Here is a 24,769-nt window from a genome sequence, read left to right on the forward strand (position 1 = left end):
ATGATTCTAACGGTAACATTGAACCCATCAATCGATATTTCTTATCCGCTTGATGAATTAAAACTAGACACGGTCAATCGTGTTTCTGATATCAAGAAAACAGCGGGCGGCAAGGGCTTGAATGTCACACGCGTCCTATCTGATATTGGTGATGATGTGACAGCTACTGGTCTTATCGGTGGAAAATTAGGAGATTTTTTGACAGAGCAATTAGATAAAAGTCAAATCAAGCACCGCTTTTTCAAAATTCACGGGGAAACTCGAAACTGTATTGCTATTTTACATGAAGGTTTGCAGACAGAAATTTTGGAAGCAGGTCCGATGATTGACCAAGATGAGGCCGATGGTTTTCTTAATCATTTTCGCTATCTTTGCCCAACCTATGATGTTGTGACGATTTCAGGAAGTCTTCCAGCTGGTCTTGAGGATAATTACTATCAAAAGATGATTAGTCTAGCAAATTCTCAAGGTAAAAAAGTTGTGCTAGATTGTTCTGGTCAAGCGTTAGAAGCTGTTTTAGCTGGTGCTGACAAACCATTTGTTATCAAGCCAAACACAGAAGAATTATCACAACTTGTCAAAAGAGAAGTGACAGGTGATGTAGCTGACTTAAAAGAAATCTTGCAGGATGATTTATTTGCAGGAATTGACTGGGTGGTTGTTTCACTAGGCAGTAAGGGAGCTTTTGCCAAACACGGTGATAAATTTTATCGTGTCCGTATTCCTAAAATCAAAGTCGTAAATCCTGTTGGGTCAGGTGATTCAACGGTCGCAGGAATTGCATCAGCGATTACTCATAATCTTTCCGATGAAGATTTTCTACGACGTGCCAATACACTCGGCATGCTTAATGCTCAAGAAAAAATGACAGGTCATGTTAACATGGCAAATTATGAAAACTTATTTAATCAGATTCAAGTTGAAGAGGTATAAAAATGGTATTAACACAAGAAAAACGTAGACTACTTGAGAAACTTAGCAGTGATGGTGTCATCTCAGCTTTGGCATTTGACCAACGCGGAGCCCTAAAACGCATGATGGCGAAATATCAAACAGAAGAACCAACAGTTGAACAAATCGAACACTTGAAAGCTCTGGTTTCAGAAGAATTGACACCATATGCGTCATCTATTCTTCTTGACCCTGAGTATGGTTTGCCAGCAAGCAAAGTCAGAGATAGCAATGCAGGATTGTTGCTAGCTTATGAAAAAACAGGCTATGATGCCACAACAACTAGCCGCTTGCCAGATTGTTTGGTAGAATGGTCAGCTAAGCGCCTTAAAGAAGAAGGCGCAGATGCAGTGAAATTCTTGCTTTACTACGATGTCGATGGTGATGAATACATTAATCTTCAAAAACAAGCTTACATCGAACGCATTGGTGATGAATGTAAGGCTGAAGACATGCCATTCTTCCTTGAAATCTTGACTTACGATGAAAACATTTCTGACAATACTAGCGCAGCATTTGCCAAAGTCAAACCACATAAAGTTAATGAAGCTATGAAAGTTTTCTCTGATGAACGCTTTGGTATCGATGTGCTTAAAGTTGAAGTCCCTGTCAATATGAAATATGTTGAAGGTTTTGCGGATGGTGAAGTGGTTTACACAAGAGAAGAAGCAGCACAAGCCTTTAAAGACCAAGAAGCGGCTAGCCATTTGCCATACATCTACCTAAGTGCTGGTGTGTCAGCAAAACTTTTCCAAGAAACGTTGGCATTTGCGGCTGAATCTGGTGCTAATTTCAATGGTGTGCTTTGTGGACGTGCGACATGGGCTGGTTGTGTTCAAATCTATATTGAACAAGGTGAAGCTGCTGCGCGTGAATGGCTTCAAACGCAAGGACGCAAAAATATTGAAGATCTCAATAAAGTGCTTGTGAAGACAGCTAGTCCTTGGACTGAGAAAGTAGTTGAAGTTGCTTTTGCCTAAAGCAATTAGCAAAACTTCTTCGATATACTTTGTTTTTTGATACTGGGAATGTTGATTGTGAGGATGAACATTCCCTTTTTTAGAAAGGGAAGGAAATTATGGTCATCGAATTAAAAAATGATTTCTTGACAGTTCAATTTAAAGAATTTGGGGGAGCTTTGTCTTCTATCAAAGATAATGATGGCATCGAATATTTGTGGCAAGGAGATCCAAAATATTGGAGTTCACAGGCACCTGTACTCTTTCCGATTTGTGGTAGCTTACGTGATGATGAAGCGATTTATCGTCCAAATGTTCGTCCGCATTTTACAGGAATCATCCCACGTCATGGCTTGGTGCGTAAGAAAAATTTTAGCTATCATCCCATATCAGAAGACAGTGTCGCTTTTAGCATTACACCAGACAGTGATATGTTAGCGAATTATCCTTACGATTTTGAACTTAAAATCATTTATACCTTAATTGAAAAGACTATCAAGGTGACTTATCAAGTGACTAACCGTGAGTCAGAAAAGCGTATGCCGTATTTTATCGGGGGACATCCAGGCTTTAACTGTCCTTTGCTAGATGATGAAGAATACGAAGATTATTATCTTGAATTTGAAAAAGAAGAAACTTGCTCAGTACCAGAAACTTTTCCAGAGACTGGTTTACTTGATGTGACAAAGCGGACGCCATTTTTAAATCACCAAAAAGTGCTAGAGCTAGATTATGCTTTGTTTGCTAAAGATGCGATTACTTTGGACTGTTTAACTTCACGCAGCGTTTCTTTGAAATCTCACAAGCATGCAAAAGGATTGCGACTAGACTTTTCTGATTTTCCAAACTTGATTTTATGGTCAACAGCTAATAAAAGTCCTTTTATCGCCTTGGAACCTTGGAGTGGTTTGTCAACATCCTTAGATGAAAGTGATGTTTTAGAAGACAAACGTCAGGTTACTTTTGTGGATGCCGGTAAAACGAGTGAAAAATCCTTTACTATCACTATTTTTTGAAAATGTTTATAAACAAACAAAAAAACTCAAAAAAATAAACAAGAAAGGGTTTACAAAATTAAAATTGTGTGTTATATTATAACCATAGAAATTAAATAGAGTGGATTGTAACTAAGACATTAGGCAAGACCGCAAATAATCTAGACGGGGGAGGTCTAGCTTGTTTGTGGTTTTTTATTTGTCTAAACCACTGGGGAGGGGTAGAATGTTTCGGATTATACAAGCGCTCAACAATAATGTAGCCCTAGTTAAAAATGAACAAGGGCAACAGGCTGTCGTTATGGGACTAGGAATTGTTTTTCAGAAGAAAAAAGGTGACTTAATCGTACCAAGCAAAGTTGAAAAGATTTTTTCTTTAAGAACAGAAGAATCAAAAGAAAACTTTTTAACGCTTTTGAAAAATATTCCACTTGATATCTTAACGGTCACTTACAATATGATTGATCAATTGGTTGATAAATATCATTTTCCTGTTCAAGAGTATTTATACGTGACGCTGACAGACCATGTTTATTCAGTTTATCAAAAGCTGTTAAAAGGAAATTATCAGGAAAGTCATTTACCAGATATTTCTGATGCTTATGAGACAGAATTTGCGATGGCAAAAGAAGCAGTTGAGATGTTAAGTCAAAAATTGTCAGTTGTTTTTCCTGACGACGAAGTTGGACGTATGGCTTTGCATTTTATCAATGCAAAAGGTGATTACGAGGTTTCAGAAAATAAGCAAGAAAACGCAAGAAAGCGTGTCTTGGAATTGGTTGAAGAAGAATTATCAAGTAGCGGCATTAAACGTAGTGCAGAAAATGGCAATTTATATGACCGCTTAATGATTCATCTCACCTATTTGATTAATCGATTGCAGACAAATCAACAAGATGAAACGTCGTTAATCAATATGGAGGAATTTGTTAAATCAGATTATCCACAAGCTTACCAAATCGGACAAGCTATTTACGATGTGATTGAAAAAGAATTAGACATAGATTTATCACGCAGTGAACGTGTTTATCTAGTTATACATATTCAACGTTTATTGAAATAAGGAGAGAAAAATGTACAAATTACCAGAAGATTTTATTTTTGGTGGCGCAACAGCAGCTTACCAAGTTGAAGGTTCAACAAAAGAAGGTGGTAAAGGAGCAGTTGCTTGGGATGATTTTCTAGCTGAACAAGGTCGCTTTAGTCCAGACCCTGCAAGTGATTTTTATCACCAATACCCACAAGATATCGAGCTTTGTGAAAAATTTGGTGTCAATGGGCTTCGCTTATCAATTGCTTGGAGCCGTATTTTCCCAAATGGAACTGGTGAAGTCAATCAAGAAGGTGTGGATTTCTATCACAAGGTTTTTGCAGAATGTCAAAAACGTGGCATTACAGCATTTGTGACACTTCATCACTTTGATACACCAAAAGTGTTGTTTGATAACGGTGATTTCTTAAACCGTGACACGATTGAAGCTTTTGTTGATTATGCCAAATTCTGTTTTGAAGAATTTACAGAAGTACGTCACTGGAGTACGTTTAATGAAATCTATCCAGTCGCAACTAACCAATATCTACTTGGAATTTTCCCACCAGGTATCAAATATGACCTTTCAAAAGTTATCCAATGTCTTCATAATATGATGTACGCACATGCGCGTGTGGTTAATTTGTTTAAAGATGGCGGATACCAAGGTGAAATTGGTGTGGTTCACTCTCTTGAAACAAAATACCCTGCAACAGATAGTGAAGAAGATAAACATGCCGCTTTCCTAGATGATGCTCTTTCAATTCGTTTCTTACTTGATGCAACTTATCTAGGTTATTATTCAAACGAAACAATGGAAGCGCTTAACGAAATCTGTGTAGCTAATAATGCTAGCTATGAATTCCTAGACAGCGACTTTGAAGAAATGAAAAAAGCTAGTCATCGCAACGATTATCTTGGTATTAACCATTATCAATGTCACTTTGTCAAAGCCTACAATGGTGAAAATGCTATTCATCACAACGGTACAGGCGATAAAGGAACATCTGTTTATAAAGTGAAAGGTATCGGCGAACGCATTTACAAAGAAGGCATTCCAAGAACGGATTGGGATTGGATTATTTATCCAGAAGGCTTGTATGATTTGCTTCTTCGCATCAAAGCAGATTACCCACACTATAACAAGATTTACATCACAGAAAATGGTATGGGTTACAAAGATGAATTTGATGATGGCGTTGTTATGGACACAGCTCGTATTGATTATTTGAAAGTTTACCTTCAATCTCTTGCTAAAGCAATTGAGGCTGGAGTTAATGTTAAAGGATATTTCCTATGGTCATTGATGGATTGTTTCTCATGGTCAAATGGATATAATAAACGCTATGGTTTGTTCTATGTGGATTTTGAAACACAAAAACGTTATCCAAAAGCATCAGCTTACTGGTACAAACACATCAGCGATACAAAAATTGTAGAATAGGGGATTTTGAATATGGATAAAAAAGAATTACAAATGTTGGGATTTGAAATTGTAGCTTACTCAGGTGATGCTAGAAGTACACTGTTACAATTGCTCAAGGAAGTTCGTTCTGGCAATTTTGATAATATCGATAAAGCGCTCAAAGACGCTGATGACAATTTGGCTAAAGCCCATAATGCACAAACTGCACTGTTAGCTCAAGAAGCAGGTGGCGAAGATTTGGAACTTGGTTTTATCTTTGTTCACGGTCAAGACCACTTGATGACAACTTTGTTGTTGCGTGATATCATTTCGGATTTTATTGAATTATATAAAAATCGCTAATTTTTAAAAAAGAAAGGAAGTGAACCAAGGCTTGGCAAATGCTTAATCTCCTCTTGTTTGCTAAGCTCAGGTTCTTGGGGAGTTTTATCATGAACAAACTCATTCAACAAATTGAAAAGGGTAAACCTTTTTTTGAAAAAGTGTCTCGAAACATTTATCTAGGTGCCATTCGTGATGGTTTCCTAGCAGCAATGCCAGCTATTCTCTTTTCTAGTATTTTCATTTTGATTGCATCCATTCCAGATGTTCTTGGAATCAAATTACCAGAAGATTTCTCAAGTTGGCTTTGGAAAATTTACAACTATTCAATGGGTGTAGTTGCCCTTCTTGTTTCAGCGACAACAGCACGTTGTTTGGCAGAATCTATTAACCGAAAAATGCCAGGTAATAAGAAAATCAATGCGGTTTCTGTCATGCTTGCCTCAATTGTCAGCTTCTTGATGTTGAGTGCTGATGAAATCGAAGGTGGTCTTGCTACTGGTTACATGGGTACAAAAGGTATCCTAGCAGCTTTCGTCGCAGCCTTTATCACTGTTAATGTTTACAAATTCTGTGTACTTCGTGACATCACCATCAAGATGCCAAAAGAAGTACCTGGTACTATTTCTCAAACATTCCGCGATATTTTCCCATTCTCATTTGCAGTTTTTGCAGCAGTTATTATTGATACAATTATTCGTCATTTCTTTGGCACATCATTTGCTGAAGCAGTTATCACTTTGTTGCAACCATTGTTTACAGCAGCAGATGGTTACCTTGGAATTGCAATTATCTGGGGTGCAATGGCACTCTTCTGGTTCGTTGGTGTGCATGGTCCATCAATCGTAGAACCAGCTATCGCAGCGATTATCTATGCGAATGTCGAAACTAACCTTCAATTGTTTAAAGCTGGTGAACATGCTTCAAACGTATTGACTGTCGGTCTTGGTAACTTCGTTGGTACTATGGGTGGTACTGGTGCCACACTTGTCGTTCCATATCTTTTCTTGCTATTTGCTAAATCAAAACAATTGAAAGCCGTTGGTAAAGCTTCATTTATCCCAGTTAGCTTTGCCGTTAACGAACCTTTGCTTTTTGCAACACCAATCATTCTTAATCCTTACTTCTTTATTCCATTCCTTTTGGCGCCAATTGCCAACGTTTGGATTTTCAAATTCTTTGTTGATGTGCTTCAAATGAACAGCTTCATGTATGTTCTTCCTTGGGCAACACCAGCTCCAATCGGACTTGTTCTTGGTACAGGTGTTAGTCTTCTAGCTGTTGTTCTTGTCTTTGTTCTTATCGCTGTTGATGCGGTTATCTACTTCCCATTCATCAAAGCTTATGATGCTTCACTTCTTGAAGAAGAAGCTGCCAATGCTGCACAAGAAGCTGCTAGTGAAAGTGAAGCTCCTGTTAAACCAGTCAAAGCTGTAGAAGAAGTTGCTGACGCTAAACCAGCTGTAACAGTCACAACTGATAAACCAATTAACGTCTTGGTCCTTTGTGCTGGTGCTGGTACAAGTGCTATGCTTGCCAACGCTCTTACTGAAGGAGCAGCAGCCACAGGTGCAAATATCACAGCTTCTGCTGGTGCTTATGGCTCACACTATGAAATCATGAAAAACTTCGATATGATTGTCCTTGCTCCTCAAGTTAACTCATTCTACGAAGATATCAAGAAAGATACTGATGCCCTTGGTATCAAACTAGCTGCCACAAAAGGCGCTGAATACATTAAATTAACTCGTGACCCAGAAGGTGCTGTAGCCTTCGTAATGTCTTACTTTGCTTAAAAGAACAAAAGCAGGATACGATTATGAAAAAGCTAAAGAAACTGATTTTAGTAAGCGCGGCTGTGCTAGGCTTAACGGCAGGAAATGCCAGCCTAGTCAAAGCCGATGACTTTATCAACGGAGCTGATATTTCCATTCTTGATGAAATGGAAAATAGCGGAGCGGTTTATAAAAGTAATGGAACTCAAAAAGATCCGCTAACCATTTTAAAAGATAATGGTGTCAACTATGTTCGCTTGCGTCTGTGGGTTGACCCTTATGATGCAAATGGCAATCCCTATGGTGCTGGAACGAATGACTTAAACAGAACACTAAAATTAGCGAAACGTGCTAAAAATAAAGGCTTAAAAGTCTTACTTGATTTTCACTACAGTGATTTTTGGGTAGATCCAGGAAAACAAAATCTTCCTAAAGCCTGGCAAAATCAATCCTTTGAACAATTAAATTCAAGTGTCTATTCTTACACAGCTGATGTCCTTAATCAGATGAAATCAAAAGGCATTTACCCTGATATGGTGCAAATAGGAAACGAATTGAACAGCGGTATGCTATGGCCTTACGGGAAAAGCTGGGGCGGTGATGGAAAAGAATTTACCCGCCTAGCCACTTTCCTAAAATCTGGTGTTCAAGCGGTAAAAGACACCCAAAGTAGTAACACTCCAATCATGCTTCACTTAGCAGACGGCGGTAACCAATCAACTTTCCAATGGTGGTTAGATGAGATTACCAATCAATCCGTTGACTTTGATATTGTAGGCATTTCGTATTACCCTTATTGGCATGGTAGCTTAGCTGACCTTTCAGCCAACATGGATAATATCAGCGAACGCTACAATAAAAAAGTGGTTGTAGTTGAAACAGCTTATGCCAATACTCTTGATAATCTTGACCAAAAGACAAATGCTGTCACAGCAACAGAAGAAGCAGCAGCTGGTTACAAAGCTAGCCAAGATGGTCAGTACGAATTTTTGACAGACTTGGTTGATAAGATTAAGGATGTCAAAAATAACAATGGACTTGGTTTCTTTTATTGGGAACCACTCTGGTATAACGGTAACGTCTCATGGGCTACGCAAGCAGGTATGTCATATCTTGGCGTTTCAGATGTGACAGGTAACGAATGGGAAAATCAAGCTGTCTTTGATTTCCAAGGAAATGCTCTACGTGGCATCAAAGCCTTTAATTACTCTAATCTAACGAATCTCCTTCAAAACAATAGCTTTGAATGGGACGGTTATACCGAAAGTCCATCATCTTGGAAGATTTGGAAAAATGGACAAAACTCAGCTATTAAGACCGAAAGTTATGATAATACGCGTTATAAACTCAGCTTCTGGTCAGATAAAGCTTATGAAAGTTCTATCTATCAAACAGTAGGCAAGCTCAGCTCAGGCACTTATAAATTAAGCATCGATGCTATGGGTGATACAAGTCTTGAAACCGCAGAACTTTATATCAAAAATTACGGTGGCAACGAACAAAAAATCTCTCTCAAAGACTCAAGTACTTGGAAAACCTATACTATTGATAACATCCAAATCACAAACGGACAATGCGAAGTTGGCGTTTACGTCAAATCATCAGCCAACAAATGGCTAAATATCGATAACGTCCGACTAGTGAAAGTTGATTAAAACATTTCTCCCCCAAGAATTCAGTTCTCGGGGGAGATTTTTTGTGTGAATTACAGTAAAGAAGTGTAGTTTTTGAATATAGTAGTATAATGCTCTTGTAAGAATCAATATGTCAATATATTTTGATTTATGAAAAATATGGGAGCTTCATATGAACAGTGTTGAGTTAAGAAATGTTGTTAAGGAATTTTCAAAGGTTACTGTTTTAGATGGTATAAATCTGACAGTAAAAGAGTCACATATCACTTGCTTACTTGGTCCGTCTGGTTCTGGAAAGACAACGATTATGAAATTAATGACTGGTTCAGAAAAGTCAACACAAGGTCAGGTAATGCTTTTCGGACATCAACTGAATAAACATGATATTGGTCAAATCGGATATATGCCACAAGCAGATGCAATTTATTTGGATTTATCTGCTTATGATAATCTTTTGTTCTTTGGTCAATTATATGGAATGACTAAAAAAGAGATAAAACAGCGGATTGATTATTTAGCAAAACTCTTGGATTTAGAAAAACACCTTAAACAGTTGGTATCAACTTACTCTGGAGGAATGAAAAAACGATTATCTTTGGCAATTACGTTGCTTAATGACCCAAAATTGTTAATTTTAGATGAACCAACGGTTGGAATTGACCCTATTTTACGTCAGAAGATTTGGCGAGAATTTCGACAGTTACAAAAGCAAGGAAAGACTTTGCTGATTTCAACTCATGTTATGGATGAAGTAAAGTATTGTGATTATGGTATCCTCATTCGTGATGGGAAAGTAATTGCTGCTGATAGTATGGAAACACTACTTGAAAAGAGTGGTTCAGATGTTGAAAATTTGTTTTTAGTAGAGGAAGGGGTGACAAAATAATGGTTGCAACTTGCCTACGTGTTATTAAGCAGATTTTACATGACAAAAGGTCCATCAGTATGATTTTTGTGGTTCCTTTGGTCATTACTGCCTTTCTTTTCTTTCTGTTAGGAGATAGTGATGTTCATTTGTCATTGGCGACAAATAGTCAGAATCCGTCAGTTATAAAATTGCTGAAAAAAGATGCAGATGTCACGGTTGTTGATGATTTAAAAGGTATTGATGAGAATCTAAAATCCGGCAAGTATGATGCTTATATCAAGTATACTGACCAAGGAACAGAGCTTTATTTCCTTGAAGAAAATTCGCTTTATGTCAATAAAGTACATGACATTTTGAAAAAAACTCAGGAAAAATTATCACCGCAATCAGGTGTGACTACTCATTATCTTTATGGAAATCAGTTAAAAACAACTTTTGAAAAATTAACTTATGCATTAATTGCTATTGTAGCTTTCTTCTTAATTTTCCTTATTTCAGGAATTGCCTTTGTGAGAGAACAGGTATTAGGGACACTTGAGAGAATCTTAATCAGCCCAGTCTCAAAATTACGCTTAATTTTGGGATATACACTTGGTTTTAGTGCTTTTGGAATTATTCAAGGAACGCTTTTGTTGTTATTTTCTCGATTTATCTTAAATGTTCCTTTTGAGGGAAACTTTGTTTTGATGGAATTGACGATTATTTTATTGTCTATTTCTGCTGTATCGATTGGGATGTTCATTGCTATTTTTGCTAATACTGAATTTCAAATGGTACAATTTATTCCCATTGTAATCGTGCCACAAATTCTATATTCAGGAATTATCGCGATAAGGACTTTGCCATTTCATATAGAAAAATTACAATTTATTATGCCAATCTATTATGGAGCGCAGGCTTTGAAGAAGGTTATGGTGGATGGATTGACTATTAATTCTGTTGTATTAGAATGGCTAGCTTTAATTGTTATTAGTTTGCTTTTTACATTATTGAATACTTTCTTTTTAAAAAAATATCGGGCATTATAAAAAATTCCTCCCCCAAGAATTCAGTTCTCGGGGGAGATTTTTTGTTTTATTTTTTCAGCGCTTTTCGGTAATTGCTTGGGCTTTGTCCGAAATGTTTTTTGAAGGCTTTACTAAAAGCGAGAGCATCAGGAAAGCCAACGGCGTTTGCGACTTCTGAAATATGAAAAGTGGTGTTGATTAGCAAATCAGCGCTTTTTTCCATGCGGATTTGACCTAGGTAATCTTTGATAGAATAGCCTGTTTCTTCTTTAAAAATCTTGTAAAGGTAGGAACGATTAAGATTGAGTTTTTTTGCAATTTGGCTAACTTTAAGAGTTTTGCTGTATTGGGTGTGGATAATTTTTTTCGTTTGTTTGATATAGTTTTGAATCAAAATATTGCTGTCTGACATGCTTTTACTTGGCAATTCTTCCATAAGAAAAGCTAGAAGTTTATAGAGTTCCGCAATCAGTTGGAGTTCAGTCACATCATCTAGTTTTTGGTCACGAAATTGCGTTAATTTGACGATTTGATCAAGAACTTTAGACTCAAGCGTCGAATGGCAGAAGTAGTGGTCGAGCAGCTGAGTTTTGCTCAAAATATTTTCAGCTTTTGACCCGCTAAAGCCAACCCAAAGATAAGTCCAAGGGTGTTTGCTATCTGCTTGGTAGAAGGTCACTTTTCCTTTTGGCAAAATGAACATATCACCTGTTTTGAGTTCGGTTGTTGTGCCATCAATTTTAAAACTTCCCTTGCCATCAACAATGAAATGAAGGACGTAGTTATCCCTAACAGTAGGTCCAAAAGAGTAGTTTTTATCACAAATCTCAGCACCATAATGGTCGACGTTCAGGTCAAAATTATTCGTGTCAAATTCGTTGTAGGTATTTAGAATATTCAAAGTATCAACTCCTTTATAAACAACATTTTACCATATTTGCCCAACATGATACCATTCAAGAGGTAAATAAATGATGGTAAAATTTTAGTAAATATTAAGGAGGAAGCTCAATGGGGATCAAAATTGAAGGAAATCTTTTTTACGTACACAGTAAAAATATGTCACTGATTATTGAAAATCACGAGGGAGATTTGTTGCTTCGTCATATTGGAGGAAAAATCACAGCTTACCATGGCTCTAATGCTCTTTTTGAAAAAGACCATGCCTTTTCAGGTAATCCAACTCCTGATGATAGAACTTACAGTTTCGATACGCAACGTCAGATTTTGGGGGTACATGGCTTTGGTGATTTTCGCCAGCCATCCATTAGTATTTCACACGACACTAATGACTTAACGCAATTTAAATTAAAAGATTATCACGTCTTATCAGGAGCTGTTGAGGCAGCAGGGCTACCAAATCCATACAGTACAGAAAATGCTGAAACACTTGCTTTAGTCTTAGAAGATAAGTTGGCTGGTTTGGAGTTGACGCTTTATTACACAGCTTATGCTGAGCGCTCTACGATTTCTAGCTTTGCTAAGATTAGCAATTTATCAGATAAAGCAGTTGTTATCAACCGCGTTCTGTCAACTATGCTTGATGTTCCAGCTTCTGATTATGATGTGGTGACTTTGCAAGGAGCTTATGCGCGTGAAAAGACAGTTCGTCGCCATAAGCTTGAACAAGGTATTTTCACTGTCACTTCAAATCGTGGTGCTTCAGGTCATGCGCACACACCAGCTATGGTGTTATGTGACCACACAGCTACGGAAGATGCTGGTCAAGCTTTGGCACTTCAATTGCTTTATAGTGGTAATTTCCAAGCTTTTGTTCAAAAAAATCAATTGAACGAAGTTCGTTTGGGTATCGGAATTAACGATGATAACTTTGCTTGGGAATTGTCAGCGGGCGATAGTTTTGACACACCAGTAGCCATCATGACTTATTCAGCCAAAGGTTTGACACATTTGACTCATGAAAGTCAATTATTTGTCCAAGAACATATCATGCCAAAACAATTTGCTCATGTTGAACGTCCGATTCTCATCAACAACTGGGAAGCGACTTATTTTGATTTCAAAAAAGAAAAATTGCTTGATTTAGCTAACGAAGCAAGCAAACTTGGTATCGAGCTTTTTGTTCTTGATGACGGTTGGTTTGGTAATCGATTTGATGATAATCGTGCGCTTGGTGACTGGGTTGTCAACGAAGAAAAACTCGGTGGACCTTTGAATGACTTGATTGCTGAAGTGCATGCCAAAGGTTTGAAATTTGGTTTGTGGTTTGAACCAGAAATGATTTCTGTTGATAGTGACCTTTATCGTGCGCATCCAGATTGGGCTATTCAAGCTGAAGGTCGTGGTCATACTTATTCTCGTAATCAATTGGTGCTCAATCTTGCAAATCCTGATGTCGTAGCCTACATCAAGGCAGCTATTGATAAGATTTTGACAGAAAATGCTATTGATTATGTTAAATGGGATTATAACCGTAACATCACAAATATCGGAAATGGTGATACTTACCTTGCGACCCAAATGCAATCTCATGCTTACATGCTAGGCTTGTATGATTTGGTGTCTTATTTGACAGAAAAACATAGTAACATTCTCTTTGAATCTTGCTCAGGTGGCGGTGGTCGAAATGACCTTGGTATGATGCGCTATTTCCCACAAGTTTGGGCTAGTGACAATACTGATGCCATTTCACGTTTGCCAATTCAATACGGTTCAAGCTACCTTTACCCGACAATTTCTATGGGAGCTCACGTGTCAGCTAGTCCTAATCACCAAATGGGACGCACAACACCGATTGAAACTCGCGGTAATGTTGCCATGATGGGAAATCTTGGCTATGAACTTGATTTGACAAGCTTGCCAGAAAGTGACAAAGAAGTGATTGCTGCTCAGGTTGCACACTATAAAGACATTCGACCAGTTGTTCAATTTGGGAAACAATATCGCCTCATCAATCCTGAACAAGGTTCAAATGAAGCGGCGGTTCAATTTGTTCATGAAGATAAGGTTGTTGTGACTTACGTTCGTACCCTCTCAACGATTGAAACAATTGAAACAACACTTAAGCTGAAAGGTTTGGAAGAAGAAGCTCTTTACTGCTTGCAAGGAACAGACCAAGTTTACTCAGGAGCAGAGCTCATGTATGCAGGTCTCACAGCGATTCTCCCACAAGGTGATTACCTCAGCAAACAATACTATTTCGTGAAACAATAAGGAGGTTTTCCATGAAATGGCCTAAACGATTGATAGCAGTAGGTGCTGCTGCTCTGCTTGCGACTGCAGGGGTGATGCTAAGTGCTTGTTCAAAACAAGATAAAACGTCAGCAAATGGAAAGGTGACTATCGAGTATTTTAACCAAAAGACTGAGATGGTTGATACGCTAAAAGAAATCATTAAGGATTTTGAAAAAGAAAATCCAAAGATCCATGTCAAAATGACCAGTGTGCCAAGTGCTGGTACTGTTCTAAAAACACGTATGCTTGCAGGAGATGCTCCGGATGTCATTAACATTTACCCTCAGAACGTTGATTTTAAAGAGTGGGCAAAAGCAGGTTACTTTGAGAATATGACTGGCAAATCATATCTTAAAAACATCAAAAATCATTACGAAAAAAATTATGCTGTCAACGGCAAAATTTATAGCGTCCCGCTATCAGCCAACGTTTCAGGGATTTATTTTAACAAGACAAAATTTGAAGAATTAGGCCTCAAAGTTCCAGAAACGTGGGATGAATTTGAAACACTTGTTAAACAAATCAAAGCTGACGGCGAAACACCGTTTGCGCTTGCTGGTAGTGAAGGTTGGACTTTAAATGGTTATCACCAATTAGCTTATATCAGTGTGACTGGCAGCGGTGATAAGGCAAATGATTATCTTCGTTTTTCTCCTGTTAATTCCATTTCAACAAAGGATAAAGAAGTTAAGGAAGTCTTGACTCGCTTGGATTTGCTTGCTGGTAAAGGCAATCAACAAACTAACTGGGAAGGTGCTTCTTACAATGACTCTGTTGTAGCTTTTGCGACTGAAAAAACTTTAATGTTACCTGGTGGGTCATGGGTATTGGCAGCCATTAAGCAACAAGATCCTAATTTTGAAATCTCAACATTTGCTTTTCCTGGAGAAAAAGCAGGTCAAGAGGTAACTGTTGGTGCAGGAGATTTGGCCTTATCAATCTCATCGAAAACGAAACACAAAAAAGAATGTGAACAGTTCATTTCTTATATGGCTTCAGCTAAAGCAATGCAAAAATATTATGATGTCGATGGCTCACCTGTATCTGTAAATGGTGTGGCTGAAGACGAGAACTCTCCCCTTGCTCCGCTTTATCAATTAGCCTTTACAGATAAGCACTATGTTTGGCTTGGTGAAAATTGGACAAGTGAAGATGACTTCTTTAGTTTGACAGCAAATTATCTTTTGAATCAAGATGCTAATCAATACGTTAGTGAAATGAATGCCTTTTTCAACCCAATGAAAGCTGACGTAGATAAATAGGAGGAAAGTAGGATGCGAAAATTTTTAAATAAGTATTGGGGATGGACGTTCTTGATTGTTCCCTTGATTTTACAAGCAATTTTCTTCTATTTTCCAATGATTCAAGGAGCTTTTTATAGCTTTACGAACTGGACAGGCTTGACTTACAATTTTGATTTTGTTGGTGTCAACAATTATAAAATCTTGCTAACAGATACCAAATTCTTTAAAGCTCTTGGTTTTACCTTGATGTTAACCATTGCTTTAATTGCAGGAGAAATTGTTATTGGTATTATTGTAGCGCGTGCTTTGAATGCTAAAATCAAAGGACAAACGTTTTTTAGAGCATGGTTCTTTTTCCCAGCGGTTTTGTCAGGGTTGACAGTGTCTTTGATTTTCAAGCAAGTCTTTAACTACGGTTTGCCTGCTATTGGTGAAGCTTTAAACATTGAATTCTTGAAAACGAGTCTTCTAGGAACAACTGGTGGTGCCGTTTTTGCAGCTATCTTTGTCATGCTTTGGCAAGGTGTGGCAATGCCGATTATTCTTTTCCTTTCAGGTCTTCAAACTATTCCAAGTGAAATCACAGAAGCAGCAGCCATTGATGGAGCTACTAGCAAACAGACTTTCTGGAATATTGAATTGCCTTATTTGTTGCCAAGTATCTCTATGGTCTTTATTATGGCGCTTAAAGCTGGTCTGACAGCCTTCGACCAAATCTTTGCCTTGACTGGTGGTGGACCAAGTAACTCAACAACTTCAATTGGGCTTTTGGTTTACAATTACGCCTTTTCAAGTAACCAATATGGCTACGCTAACGCTATTGCCTTGATTCTCTTTGCTATCATTGTTTTGGTATCAATGCTGCAATTGAAATTATCAAGTCGTTTTGAAGTATAGATGGAGTAAGAGATGAAGAAAGAAGAACGTTATAATACTTTTTGGAAATATGTGCTCTTGGTTGTGGGATCAATTTTGATTTTGATTCCTTTGTTAGCAACGGTCTTTAGTTCGTTTAAGACAACTAAGGATATCATGCAACATTTCTTTGCTTTTCCAAATCCTGTCACTCTAAGCAACTATTCACGCTTATTAGCTGACGGAATTGGACACTATTTCTGGAATTCAACCATTATCACAGTGGTTTCAGTGATTTTGGTAACCTTGTTTATCCCAGCAGCAGCTTATTCAATTGCGCGTAACATGAGTAAAAAACGTGCGTTTAATATCATGTATAGTTTGCTGATTTTGGGGATTTTTGTACCATTCCAAGTTATCATGATTCCAATCACAGTGATGATGAGCCGACTTGGTTTGACAAATATTTGGGGCTTGATTATCTTGTATCTGACTTATGCTGTGCCACAAACTTTGTTCTTGTATGTCGGTTATATCAAATTAAGTGTCCCTGACAGTTTAGATGAAGCAGCCGAAATCGACGGTGCTGATAAATTCACAACTTATCGCAAAGTTGTCTTTCCAATGCTAAAACCAATGCATGCAACAACCTTGATTATTAATGCTCTTTGGTTCTGGAATGACTTCATGCTTCCTCTTTTGATGTTGAATAAATCATCTGATTCATGGTCATTGCCACTTTTCCAATATAACTACACAGGACAATACCTCAGCGATTACGGACCAAGTTTCGCTTCATATGTCGTTGGGATTATCACAATTACCATCGTCTACCTCATTTTCCAAAAACATATCATTTCAGGAATGAGCAACGGCGCAGTGAAGTAAGGATACAGAGGGCGTGTAGCGGCACAGTGAAAATTAAACATTAAGAAACAAAGGAATAATTATGACAATACAAAATAAAACGATGCTTATCACTTATTCAGATAGTCTGGGTAAGAATTTAAAAGAGCTAAAGGACAACCTTGAACGCTATTTCGGCGAAGCTGTCGGAGGTATTCACCTTTTGCCATTTTTCCCGTCAACAGGTGACCGTGGTTTTGCTCCTGTCGATTATGATGAGGTTGATTCCGCTTTTGGTGATTGGGATGACGTGAAGGCATTGGGTGAGAAGTACTACCTCATGTTTGATTTCATGATTAATCATATCTCTCGTCAATCAAAATATTATAAAGATTATCAAGAAAAGCATGAGGATAGTGCTTATAAAGATTTATTCCTTAACTGGGATAAATTCTGGCCAGAAAATCGTCCGACACAAGCTGATGTGGATTTGATTTACAAGCGTAAAGACCGCGCACCAAAACAAGAAATTCATTTTGCGGATGGTTCAGTTGAGTATCTTTGGAATACATTTGGTGAGGAACAAATTGACCTTGATGTGACAAAAGAAGTGACCATGGATTTCATTCGAAAGACTATCAAACATTTAGCGGAAAATGGCTGTGATCTCATTCGCTTAGATGCTTTTGCTTATGCGGTTAAGAAATTGGATACTAATGATTTCTTTGTAGAACCGGATATCTGGGGTTTGCTAGATAAAGTCCGTCGCATCGCTGCCGAAACTGGCACAGAATTGCTTCCAGAAATTCATGAGCATTATTCGATTCAGTTTAAAATTGCTGAACATGACTACTACGTTTACGATTTTGCTCTTCCAATGGTGACACTTTATAGTTTATACAGCGGAAAAGTTGAACGCTTGGCAAAATGGTTGAAAATGTCTCCAATGAAACAATTTACAACACTGGATACGCACGACGGGATTGGTGTGGTTGATGTCAAAGATATTTTGAGTGATGAAGAAATTGATTATACTTCAAATGAGCTCTATAAAGTTGGTGCTAATGTGAAACGTAAATATTCATCAGCAGAGTACAACAATCTTGATATTTATCAAATCAATTCGACCTACTATTCTGCACTTGGTGATGATGACAAGAAATATTTCCTTGCTCGCTTGATTCAAGCTTTCGCACCAGGTATTCCACAGGTCTATTATGTCGGATTTTTAGCAGGTAAAAATGATCTAGAGTTGTTAGAAAAAACAAAAGAAGGACGCAATATCAATCGTCATTATTATACGAGTGAAGAAATTGCTGAAGAGGTTAAGCGTCCGGTGGTTCAAGCCTTGCTTAAGCTCTTTACTTTCCGTAATCAGTCAGCTGCTTTTGCCCTTGATGGCAGTATTGAAGTTGATGAACTTGATAGTCACACAATTCTTATTACACGCCGTAATCAAGGCAGTAGTGTTGTCGCACAAGCAAAGATTAATCTAAAAGATTTGACTTATCATGTCACAGAAAACGGTAAAGAAATTGCCTTTTTATAAAGATAAAAGCAAGGGGTGTCCTTGCTTTTCTTTGCATCTAGGTTTGAGTGGTGCAAACGCTTGCGTAAAACAAAAGAAAAAGATAAAATAGAAACAAAGAATTGCAAGAAAAGAGGGACGTCATGGAAAAACATTGGTGGCATAAAGCAACGATTTATCAGATTTACCCAAAATCATTTATGGATTCAAATGGTGATGGAATTGGTGACTTGCAAGGGATTATCAGTAAACTCGATTACCTGCAAAAGCTTGGGATTACAGCGATTTGGTTGTCTCCGGTTTATCAATCACCGATGGATGATAATGGCTACGATATTTCAGATTATGAGGCAATTGCTGATATTTTTGGCGATATGTCTGATATGGAAGAATTGCTAGCGCAGGCAAAAGCGCGTGGTATCCGCATCATTATGGACTTAGTGGTTAATCACACGTCAGATGAGCACGCTTGGTTTGTCGAAGCGCATGAAAATCCTGACAGCAAGTATCGTGATTTTTACATTTGGCGTGATAAACCTAATGAGCTCAATTCTATTTTTGGTGGCTCTGCTTGGGAATATGATGGCAAAACTGGGCAATACTATTTGCACTTTTTCAGCAAGAAACAACCTGATTTGAATTGGGAAAATCCGCTGTTACGCCAGTCTGTTTATGATATGATGAATCGCTGGATTGACAAAGGTATTTCTGGTTTTCGTATGGACGTGATTGACATGATTGGGAAGATTCCTGACCGCTTAATCTCAAATAATGGTCCAAAATTGCACGATTACTTAAAAGAAATGCACCAAGAAACCTTGGCTGGAAAAGACTTATTGACGGTTGGTGAAACTTGGGGAGCAACTCCGGAAATTGCTAAGAAGTATTCATCGCCAGCTGAGAAAGAATTGTCCATGGTCTTCCAATTTGAGCATATCGGTCTTCAACACAAACCAAACGCTTCAAAATGGGAATACGAAAAAGAGTTAAATGTTCCTGCACTCAAAGCTATTTTTAACAAATGGCAGACAGAACTGGAGCTTGGTCAAGGTTGGAATTCCCTTTTTTGGGATAATCATGATTTGCCGCGCGTGCTTTCTATCTGGGGTAACACAGACACTTACCGTGAAAAATCAGCTAAAGCGCTAGCTATTTCCTTACATCTAATGCGGGGAACGCCTTATATCTATCAAGGTGAGGAAATTGGAATGACCAATTATCCGTTTAAGGATTTGGGAGAAATTGACGATATCGAGTCGCTTAATTTTGCCAAAGAAGCCCTTGAAAATGGTAAGACGCCAGAAGAAATCATGGATAGCATTCGCATGATTGGACGTGACAATGCCAGAACCCCAATGCAGTGGGATGCTAGCCAAAATGCTGGATTTTCAACAGCTGATAAGACTTGGTTACCAGTCAATCCAAATTACACAGAAATTAATGTACAAGCAGCCCTAGACAATCCAGATTCTATTTTCTACACTTACCAAAAACTCATCAAGCTTCGCAAAGAAAACGATTGGTTGATTGACGCTGATTTTGAACTTTTAGAGACAGCTGATAAAGTGTTTGCTTACCTCAGAAAAACAGCTGACGCCACTTACCTCATAGTTGCTAATTTATCAGATCAAGTTCAAGCATTTGAAAGCAACTTTGCTTACCAAGAAACCATCATCAGCAACACCTCAGAATTAACAGACTTTGAAAACCACAAACTCCAACCATGGGATGCCTTTTGTGTTAAGGTTGGATGAGCAACTAAAAACCAGCTCTAAAGTAGGAGCTGGTTTTTTAATCTAATCTCGCTGATAATAAAAGCAGTAGATTTCATAGAAAGAGACGCAAATTGCGTCTCGAGGTTATTCATTTAGTACAATTTCTAAAATAATTCCTCTTTTAGAAAGATTTTGTTGTTGTTTTTTCATGAATCGCATACCATTTTCACTAGGATGGTGTCTGAAACCAACTTGGATAATAATTTTATCAAAGCTTTCTCCACATTTTGAAACATAGCATTTTCCATCAATATATTCGAGATAAGTATTTAGTTTTTCCTTTAATTTTTGTAAATGCTCTTTTTCAGAAGTTCCTTCCCACTGATTTTCATCAAGGATAATGAGCTCTAAATTTCCATCTTCAATGTCGCAATAGTCAATAACTGTCGTAAACATTTCAATCGGTTTGGAGTCAGACCAAAGTGGAGAGTAGTATATTGGCTGTTTACCATCTTCAACTTTCCATCGATTTATTTCTATTGTTAAATCTAATAATTCGATAAATTTGTCTTTTGCTGAATTAAAATCTACAAATTCGTATTTTCCCCTCACTGAAGCGCGATCCATTGTTGCATAAACTTGATAAATTTGTCTTGTTTTATCGTAATCAATGCGGGTCTCCCATTCATGAGGATTCCCTGCCTCAAAAATAGAATAGCGCAAAGTTTGATAATTGCGTTTTTCAATTTCTTCCAGTATTTCTTGTTTTTCTATTTGTAAATTTGGCATTATTATTTAATCTCCTTTAAAAATCCAAGCTCTTCATAAATTGAAACACTCGTTCCTAATTTGATTTGTTGTCCGCCACCTGCTCCAAATACTTCGGCAATTTCGCCTATTTGAGGATTGTAAATATCTTCAGCAGAGAACTTATAAATATTCATAAGTTTTAAGATTTTGTCTTGCTTTTCTGGGCGCAAATTGTTAAATGCTTTTTCGTAGTTAGCTTTATTGATATCCATAGTAAATTGATATGTATGTTTTTCTAGATAACCTTCTGGGTAAGGTAAGCCTCGAGATTCAAAAGAAAAAGATTTACCACCTATTATAGGACTAACAAAAGTTCCGCCTGAACTGCCATATCTATCTACTAATTGACCTGCTGTGATATTAGCATCGCGTGTTATTGGATTTCCAGCAGCATCTAGGACGAATCCATCTCCTTTAGGCCAATTTATACTTCCATCTGGTTTTAAGAAATCTAATGAACAAACTAAAACAGGTTTTCCATCAACAGTTTCTGTAGAAAAGTAGGCTACTTCATTGTTATTAAATCTTGCTAGCTTATTGCCTGCTTTATCAAAATAAATTTCATCAATTTTAAGAGTTTTAGAAGTACTTTTAATACTGTCAGTGGTAACAGTTTTTGAAAAATCATTTACTTTTAATTTTCCAAACAGCTTATCAAATTTAGAAACCTTCACCCCATCTTCAACTTTACCAACAGTCGAAGCAACTTCGCTGGTTTCTGCGAGTTTAGTGAGGTTGCTTGCTTCGTCGATGTATTTGAGTTTGCCAACGGCAGCAGGACCGACAAAAGTGGCGACATCGAAGAGGTAGCCACCGATTTTATAGTCATCCCCTGTTTTAATAGCGGATGCCAAGTCGCTTCCTACTTTTTCACCAGTTTTGGCAACAGCATTCCAAGCATCCGCATCAAGAGCTATTAGTCTAGTGCCAAACTCACTGGCAGCCATCACATTGTTCCAGGCACCAGTCACATCGTCTTTAAGCCATTGAGGTGTTTTTTGCTTAAATAAGGTATTTCCACCCCATTCAATTCCTTCAAAAGCTAGTTGGCCAAGTTGAGCAGCGCCAAGGGCTAGTTGGTCAATGGTTTCACAAACACCATCGACAAAACCTAAGGCTGTCAGAGCTACCGATTTGTCAAGTTGTCCACCAAAAAAGTCCCAGTTTTGTTTTTCTAATGTTTTACGGGTTCCTTCAAAGAAATTGGCGTCTAAGTCTGCTTGACTTTGTAACCAGGCCACCACGGGATGTTGTTTAGCCCACTCTTCTCTGGCTTTTTGCTCAGCTTGTTCTTTAGCTAGTTTTTCTTGTTGTGTGATTTGTTTGTCGACAGACTTGATGCCTTTAGCAAAATTGGTGCTACTAAAAAGCGGTAGAAGAAATCAGCGGATTTTATAGAAAGAGACGCAAATTGCGTCTTAAGGTTAATTATTTAGAACAATTTTTAAAATTAATTGTTTACTCTGGCAAAATAATATCAAAAATAATCCCTTCAGCTTCAATGATTTTCTTAGCTTTATTCAAAAACTCCATTCCATTTTTAGTAGGGAGGTATTTGAAGCCAGCTTTTATGATAATGCTATCGAAGGGGCCGTTATATTTATCTATGTATTGTTTGTTTTCGATAAAACTGATGTAATGATTTAATTTATCTTGGAGTTTTGATAAGTGCTCATACTCAGATGAAATATCCCATGGAGTTTCATCAGGAAGAATTAGTTCAAGATTATTGTTATTCATACCATAATAATCAACGATACTCGGCTCAAGTTTTCCGATAACACTTCTTGTTAATTTTTCAAACTCTTCTCTAGAAAATAAAGCTTTGTTTGCCTCGTAGTTTTTAAAAATTAATTCTGGATGCTGGCGTAAGAATTGACGTCCAATTTTATCTGGATCTGGTTTTTCCCATGTATTGTATACAAGATAATCCATAACCTCTAAAGCATCTTTATCAGATTTTAAAGCTTTATCCCTTAATTCTTTTGTGATTGGAAAAGTGAGTTGGCGTTCTGTTAAATCACCGGAAGAAAATTTTATTTCATAATTCCCATTTTCTTCATAAATCACAAAACCATTTCCTTTGTAGGTAATAACATCTGTTTTGTTAAAATTCGTTAACTCTTCATCTTTTGGCCAGCGTTTATTTTCTGCATAAAACATTACTTCAAGACCATCTTTATCAGATTTTAAAGCTTTATCCCTTAATTCTTTTGTAATTGGAAAAATTAAATTCTCTTTCCCGCGTGACCAACTAATAATATATTGGCCATCTAATTTAGATAAAACAAAATTTTTTTTATTGATAATTTCCATACATTTTTCTCCTAATTATAAACACTGCCATAAGTGTAATCACCTTTTTTGAGTTGGTCAATAACTGCTTCAGGGATATCACCTTGTGTATCACCACCAGGCTCCCATAAGCCTTGATATGCACCTTTTTCGTTTCCGGAAGGCATTCGTAAACCTTTAGGTGTGCTGGCTTCAATTTTTATTGGTTTCTCTCCTAGATATCCTTCATCTAGCGCTAATAGTTGTTCAAGAATTCTTGGGTTACCATCAGATATAGTTACAGCCTTATTATAAATAAATTTTGGCATAACAAATTGTCCTTCTGGGTGTCCGATTGAGCCGTTATAATTAGTTAGACAATTGTAGAAATCCTCATAACTCATCACTTTTACTACTCCATCTTTAAACATTCCAAGGTGACTATCTATCTCCTCTTGAGAATAAATAAGATTTACTGATGGACGTTTTCCCTGTGGGAGGGAGATTATACCGTCAGATACTTTTGGAGATAAATTAATATGAGGTAAAGAAGCCAATTCTTTTTGAAATTCAGTAATTGGGTCAGATTTTAAATTGCTAACTGACTTTTTAGGTAATAAATTAATTTTAGATTTGACATTTGTAGCAAATTTAGAATCGATAGGAGTAATGCCTTTTAATTTATCAAATAATTCATCGACTTTAGAAACCTTCACCCTATCTTCAACTTTACCAACGGTTGAGGCGATTTCCTCGGTTTTGGTGAATTTAGCGAGGTTGCTTGCTTCGTCGACGTATTTGAGTTTGCCAACGGCAGCAGGGCCGACAAAAGTGGCGACATCGAAGAGGTAGCCACCGATTTTATAGTCATCCCCTGTTTTAATAGCGGATGCCAAGTCGCTTCCTACTTTTTCACCAGTTTTAGCAACAGTATTCCAAGCATCTGCATCAAGAGCTATTAGTCTAGTGCCAAACTCACTGGCAGCCATCACATTGTTCCAAGCACCAGTCACATCGGCTTTAACCCATTGAGGTGTTTTTTGCTTAAATAAGGTATTTCCACCCCATTCAATTCCTTCAAAAGCTAGTTGGCCAAGTTGAGCAGCGCCAAGGGCTAGTTGGTCAATGGTTTCACAAACACCATCGACAAAACCTAAGGCTGTCAGAGCTACCGATTTGTCAAGTTGTCCACCAAAAAAGTCCCAGTTTTGTTTTTCTAATGTTTTACGAGTTTCTTCAAAGAAATTGGCGTCTAAGTCTGCTTGACTTTGTAACCAGGCCACCACTGGATGATGCTTAGCCCACTCTTTTCTGGCTTTTTGCTCAGCTTGTTCTT

At 37.5% G+C, this 24,769-nt stretch carries 21 protein-coding genes; 16 read left to right on the forward strand and 5 right to left on the reverse strand.

Features of this window, described 5'->3' with window-relative positions; all coding sequences use genetic code 11:
• The 10 genes from GPZ88_RS05480 to GPZ88_RS05525 all read left to right on the forward strand — a co-directional run bounded on the left by GPZ88_RS05480 (position 1) and on the right by GPZ88_RS05525 (position 10,987).
• On the forward strand, positions 1 to 933 hold the full coding sequence (locus GPZ88_RS05480; RefSeq protein ID WP_157628679.1) for a tagatose-6-phosphate kinase: 933 nt from the start codon (positions 1 to 3) through the stop codon (positions 931 to 933).
• Positions 934 to 935: 2 nt separating this feature from the next.
• Positions 936 to 1,931 carry a tagatose-bisphosphate aldolase gene (gene lacD / locus GPZ88_RS05485; RefSeq protein WP_158914760.1) on the forward strand — a complete coding sequence of 332 codons (996 nt, stop codon included), beginning with the start codon at positions 936 to 938 and terminating at the stop codon, positions 1,929 to 1,931.
• A gap of 98 nt (positions 1,932 to 2,029) precedes the next feature.
• Complete coding sequence (locus tag GPZ88_RS05490; protein WP_157628681.1) at positions 2,030 to 2,926, forward strand: aldose 1-epimerase family protein; 897 nt, start codon at positions 2,030 to 2,032, stop codon at positions 2,924 to 2,926.
• 205 nt (positions 2,927 to 3,131) lie between these two features.
• Positions 3,132 to 3,968: a PRD domain-containing protein gene (locus GPZ88_RS05495; RefSeq protein ID WP_157628682.1), complete on the forward strand. Its 837-nt coding sequence runs from the start codon at positions 3,132 to 3,134 to the stop codon at positions 3,966 to 3,968.
• A 10-nt stretch (positions 3,969 to 3,978) separates the two neighbouring features.
• Entirely contained in the window at positions 3,979 to 5,379 is a 1,401-nt protein-coding gene (gene lacG / locus GPZ88_RS05500; protein ID WP_157628683.1) for a 6-phospho-beta-galactosidase, read from the forward strand.
• Between the two features lie 12 nt (positions 5,380 to 5,391).
• Complete coding sequence (locus GPZ88_RS05505; RefSeq protein ID WP_074965335.1) at positions 5,392 to 5,703, forward strand: PTS sugar transporter subunit IIA; 312 nt, start codon at positions 5,392 to 5,394, stop codon at positions 5,701 to 5,703.
• Between the two features lie 89 nt (positions 5,704 to 5,792).
• Complete coding sequence (locus tag GPZ88_RS05510; RefSeq protein ID WP_157628684.1) at positions 5,793 to 7,478, forward strand: PTS lactose transporter subunit IIBC; 1,686 nt, start codon at positions 5,793 to 5,795, stop codon at positions 7,476 to 7,478.
• Between the two features lie 23 nt (positions 7,479 to 7,501).
• Complete coding sequence (locus GPZ88_RS05515) at positions 7,502 to 9,112, forward strand: glycoside hydrolase family 53 protein (protein WP_158914762.1); 1,611 nt, start codon at positions 7,502 to 7,504, stop codon at positions 9,110 to 9,112.
• A 151-nt stretch (positions 9,113 to 9,263) separates the two neighbouring features.
• Complete coding sequence (locus GPZ88_RS05520; RefSeq protein ID WP_021141572.1) at positions 9,264 to 9,977, forward strand: ABC transporter ATP-binding protein; 714 nt, start codon at positions 9,264 to 9,266, stop codon at positions 9,975 to 9,977.
• A complete protein-coding gene (locus GPZ88_RS05525) occupies positions 9,977 to 10,987 on the forward strand; it encodes an ABC transporter permease (RefSeq protein ID WP_133018112.1) in 1,011 nt (336 codons plus the stop codon). The genes GPZ88_RS05520 and GPZ88_RS05525 overlap by 1 nt, the downstream gene beginning before the upstream one ends.
• A gap of 46 nt (positions 10,988 to 11,033) precedes the next feature.
• Here GPZ88_RS05525 and GPZ88_RS05530 read toward each other — a convergent pair whose 3' ends face one another.
• Positions 11,034 to 11,867 carry an AraC family transcriptional regulator gene (locus GPZ88_RS05530; RefSeq protein WP_158914766.1) on the reverse strand — a complete coding sequence of 278 codons (834 nt, stop codon included), beginning with the start codon at positions 11,865 to 11,867 and terminating at the stop codon, positions 11,034 to 11,036.
• Between the two features lie 110 nt (positions 11,868 to 11,977).
• Here GPZ88_RS05530 and GPZ88_RS05535 point away from each other — a divergent pair, with 110 nt between their 5' ends.
• From GPZ88_RS05535 to dexB, 6 genes are all read left to right on the forward strand, one after another.
• Positions 11,978 to 14,140, forward strand: a complete 2,163-nt coding sequence (locus GPZ88_RS05535; protein ID WP_158914768.1) for an alpha-galactosidase — start codon at positions 11,978 to 11,980, stop codon at positions 14,138 to 14,140.
• 11 nt (positions 14,141 to 14,151) lie between these two features.
• A complete protein-coding gene (locus GPZ88_RS05540) occupies positions 14,152 to 15,423 on the forward strand; it encodes an extracellular solute-binding protein (protein WP_039697509.1) in 1,272 nt (423 codons plus the stop codon).
• Between the two features lie 12 nt (positions 15,424 to 15,435).
• A complete protein-coding gene (locus GPZ88_RS05545; protein WP_039697510.1) occupies positions 15,436 to 16,302 on the forward strand; it encodes a carbohydrate ABC transporter permease in 867 nt (288 codons plus the stop codon).
• Between the two features lie 12 nt (positions 16,303 to 16,314).
• Positions 16,315 to 17,148, forward strand: coding sequence for a carbohydrate ABC transporter permease (locus GPZ88_RS05550; RefSeq protein ID WP_039697511.1), 834 nt, complete (start codon positions 16,315 to 16,317; stop codon positions 17,146 to 17,148).
• Between the two features lie 61 nt (positions 17,149 to 17,209).
• Complete coding sequence (gene gtfA, locus GPZ88_RS05555) at positions 17,210 to 18,655, forward strand: sucrose phosphorylase (protein WP_158914770.1); 1,446 nt, start codon at positions 17,210 to 17,212, stop codon at positions 18,653 to 18,655.
• Positions 18,656 to 18,777: 122 nt separating this feature from the next.
• Complete coding sequence (dexB, locus tag GPZ88_RS05560) at positions 18,778 to 20,388, forward strand: glucan 1,6-alpha-glucosidase DexB (RefSeq protein ID WP_158914772.1); 1,611 nt, start codon at positions 18,778 to 18,780, stop codon at positions 20,386 to 20,388.
• Positions 20,389 to 20,493: 105 nt separating this feature from the next.
• On the opposite strand, the gene GPZ88_RS05565 is transcribed toward dexB, so the two are convergent.
• The 4 genes from GPZ88_RS05565 to GPZ88_RS05580 all read right to left on the reverse strand — a co-directional run bounded on the left by GPZ88_RS05565 (position 20,494) and on the right by GPZ88_RS05580 (position 24,716).
• Complete coding sequence (locus GPZ88_RS05565) at positions 20,494 to 21,138, reverse strand: Imm59 family immunity protein (RefSeq protein WP_158914774.1); 645 nt, start codon at positions 21,136 to 21,138, stop codon at positions 20,494 to 20,496.
• A 2-nt stretch (positions 21,139 to 21,140) separates the two neighbouring features.
• Positions 21,141 to 22,400, reverse strand: a complete 1,260-nt coding sequence (locus GPZ88_RS05570) for a glycohydrolase toxin TNT-related protein (protein WP_240915077.1) — start codon at positions 22,398 to 22,400, stop codon at positions 21,141 to 21,143.
• A 217-nt stretch (positions 22,401 to 22,617) separates the two neighbouring features.
• On the reverse strand, positions 22,618 to 23,475 hold the full coding sequence (locus GPZ88_RS05575) for a DUF6572 domain-containing protein (RefSeq protein WP_158914776.1): 858 nt from the start codon (positions 23,473 to 23,475) through the stop codon (positions 22,618 to 22,620).
• An 11-nt stretch (positions 23,476 to 23,486) separates the two neighbouring features.
• Positions 23,487 to 24,716: a hypothetical protein gene (locus GPZ88_RS05580; protein WP_166043663.1), complete on the reverse strand. Its 1,230-nt coding sequence runs from the start codon at positions 24,714 to 24,716 to the stop codon at positions 23,487 to 23,489.
• Positions 24,717 to 24,769 lie beyond the last annotated feature (53 nt).

The sequence above is a fragment of the Streptococcus ruminicola genome (genome assembly GCF_011387195.1).
GTDB lineage: Bacteria > Bacillota > Bacilli > Lactobacillales > Streptococcaceae > Streptococcus > Streptococcus ruminicola.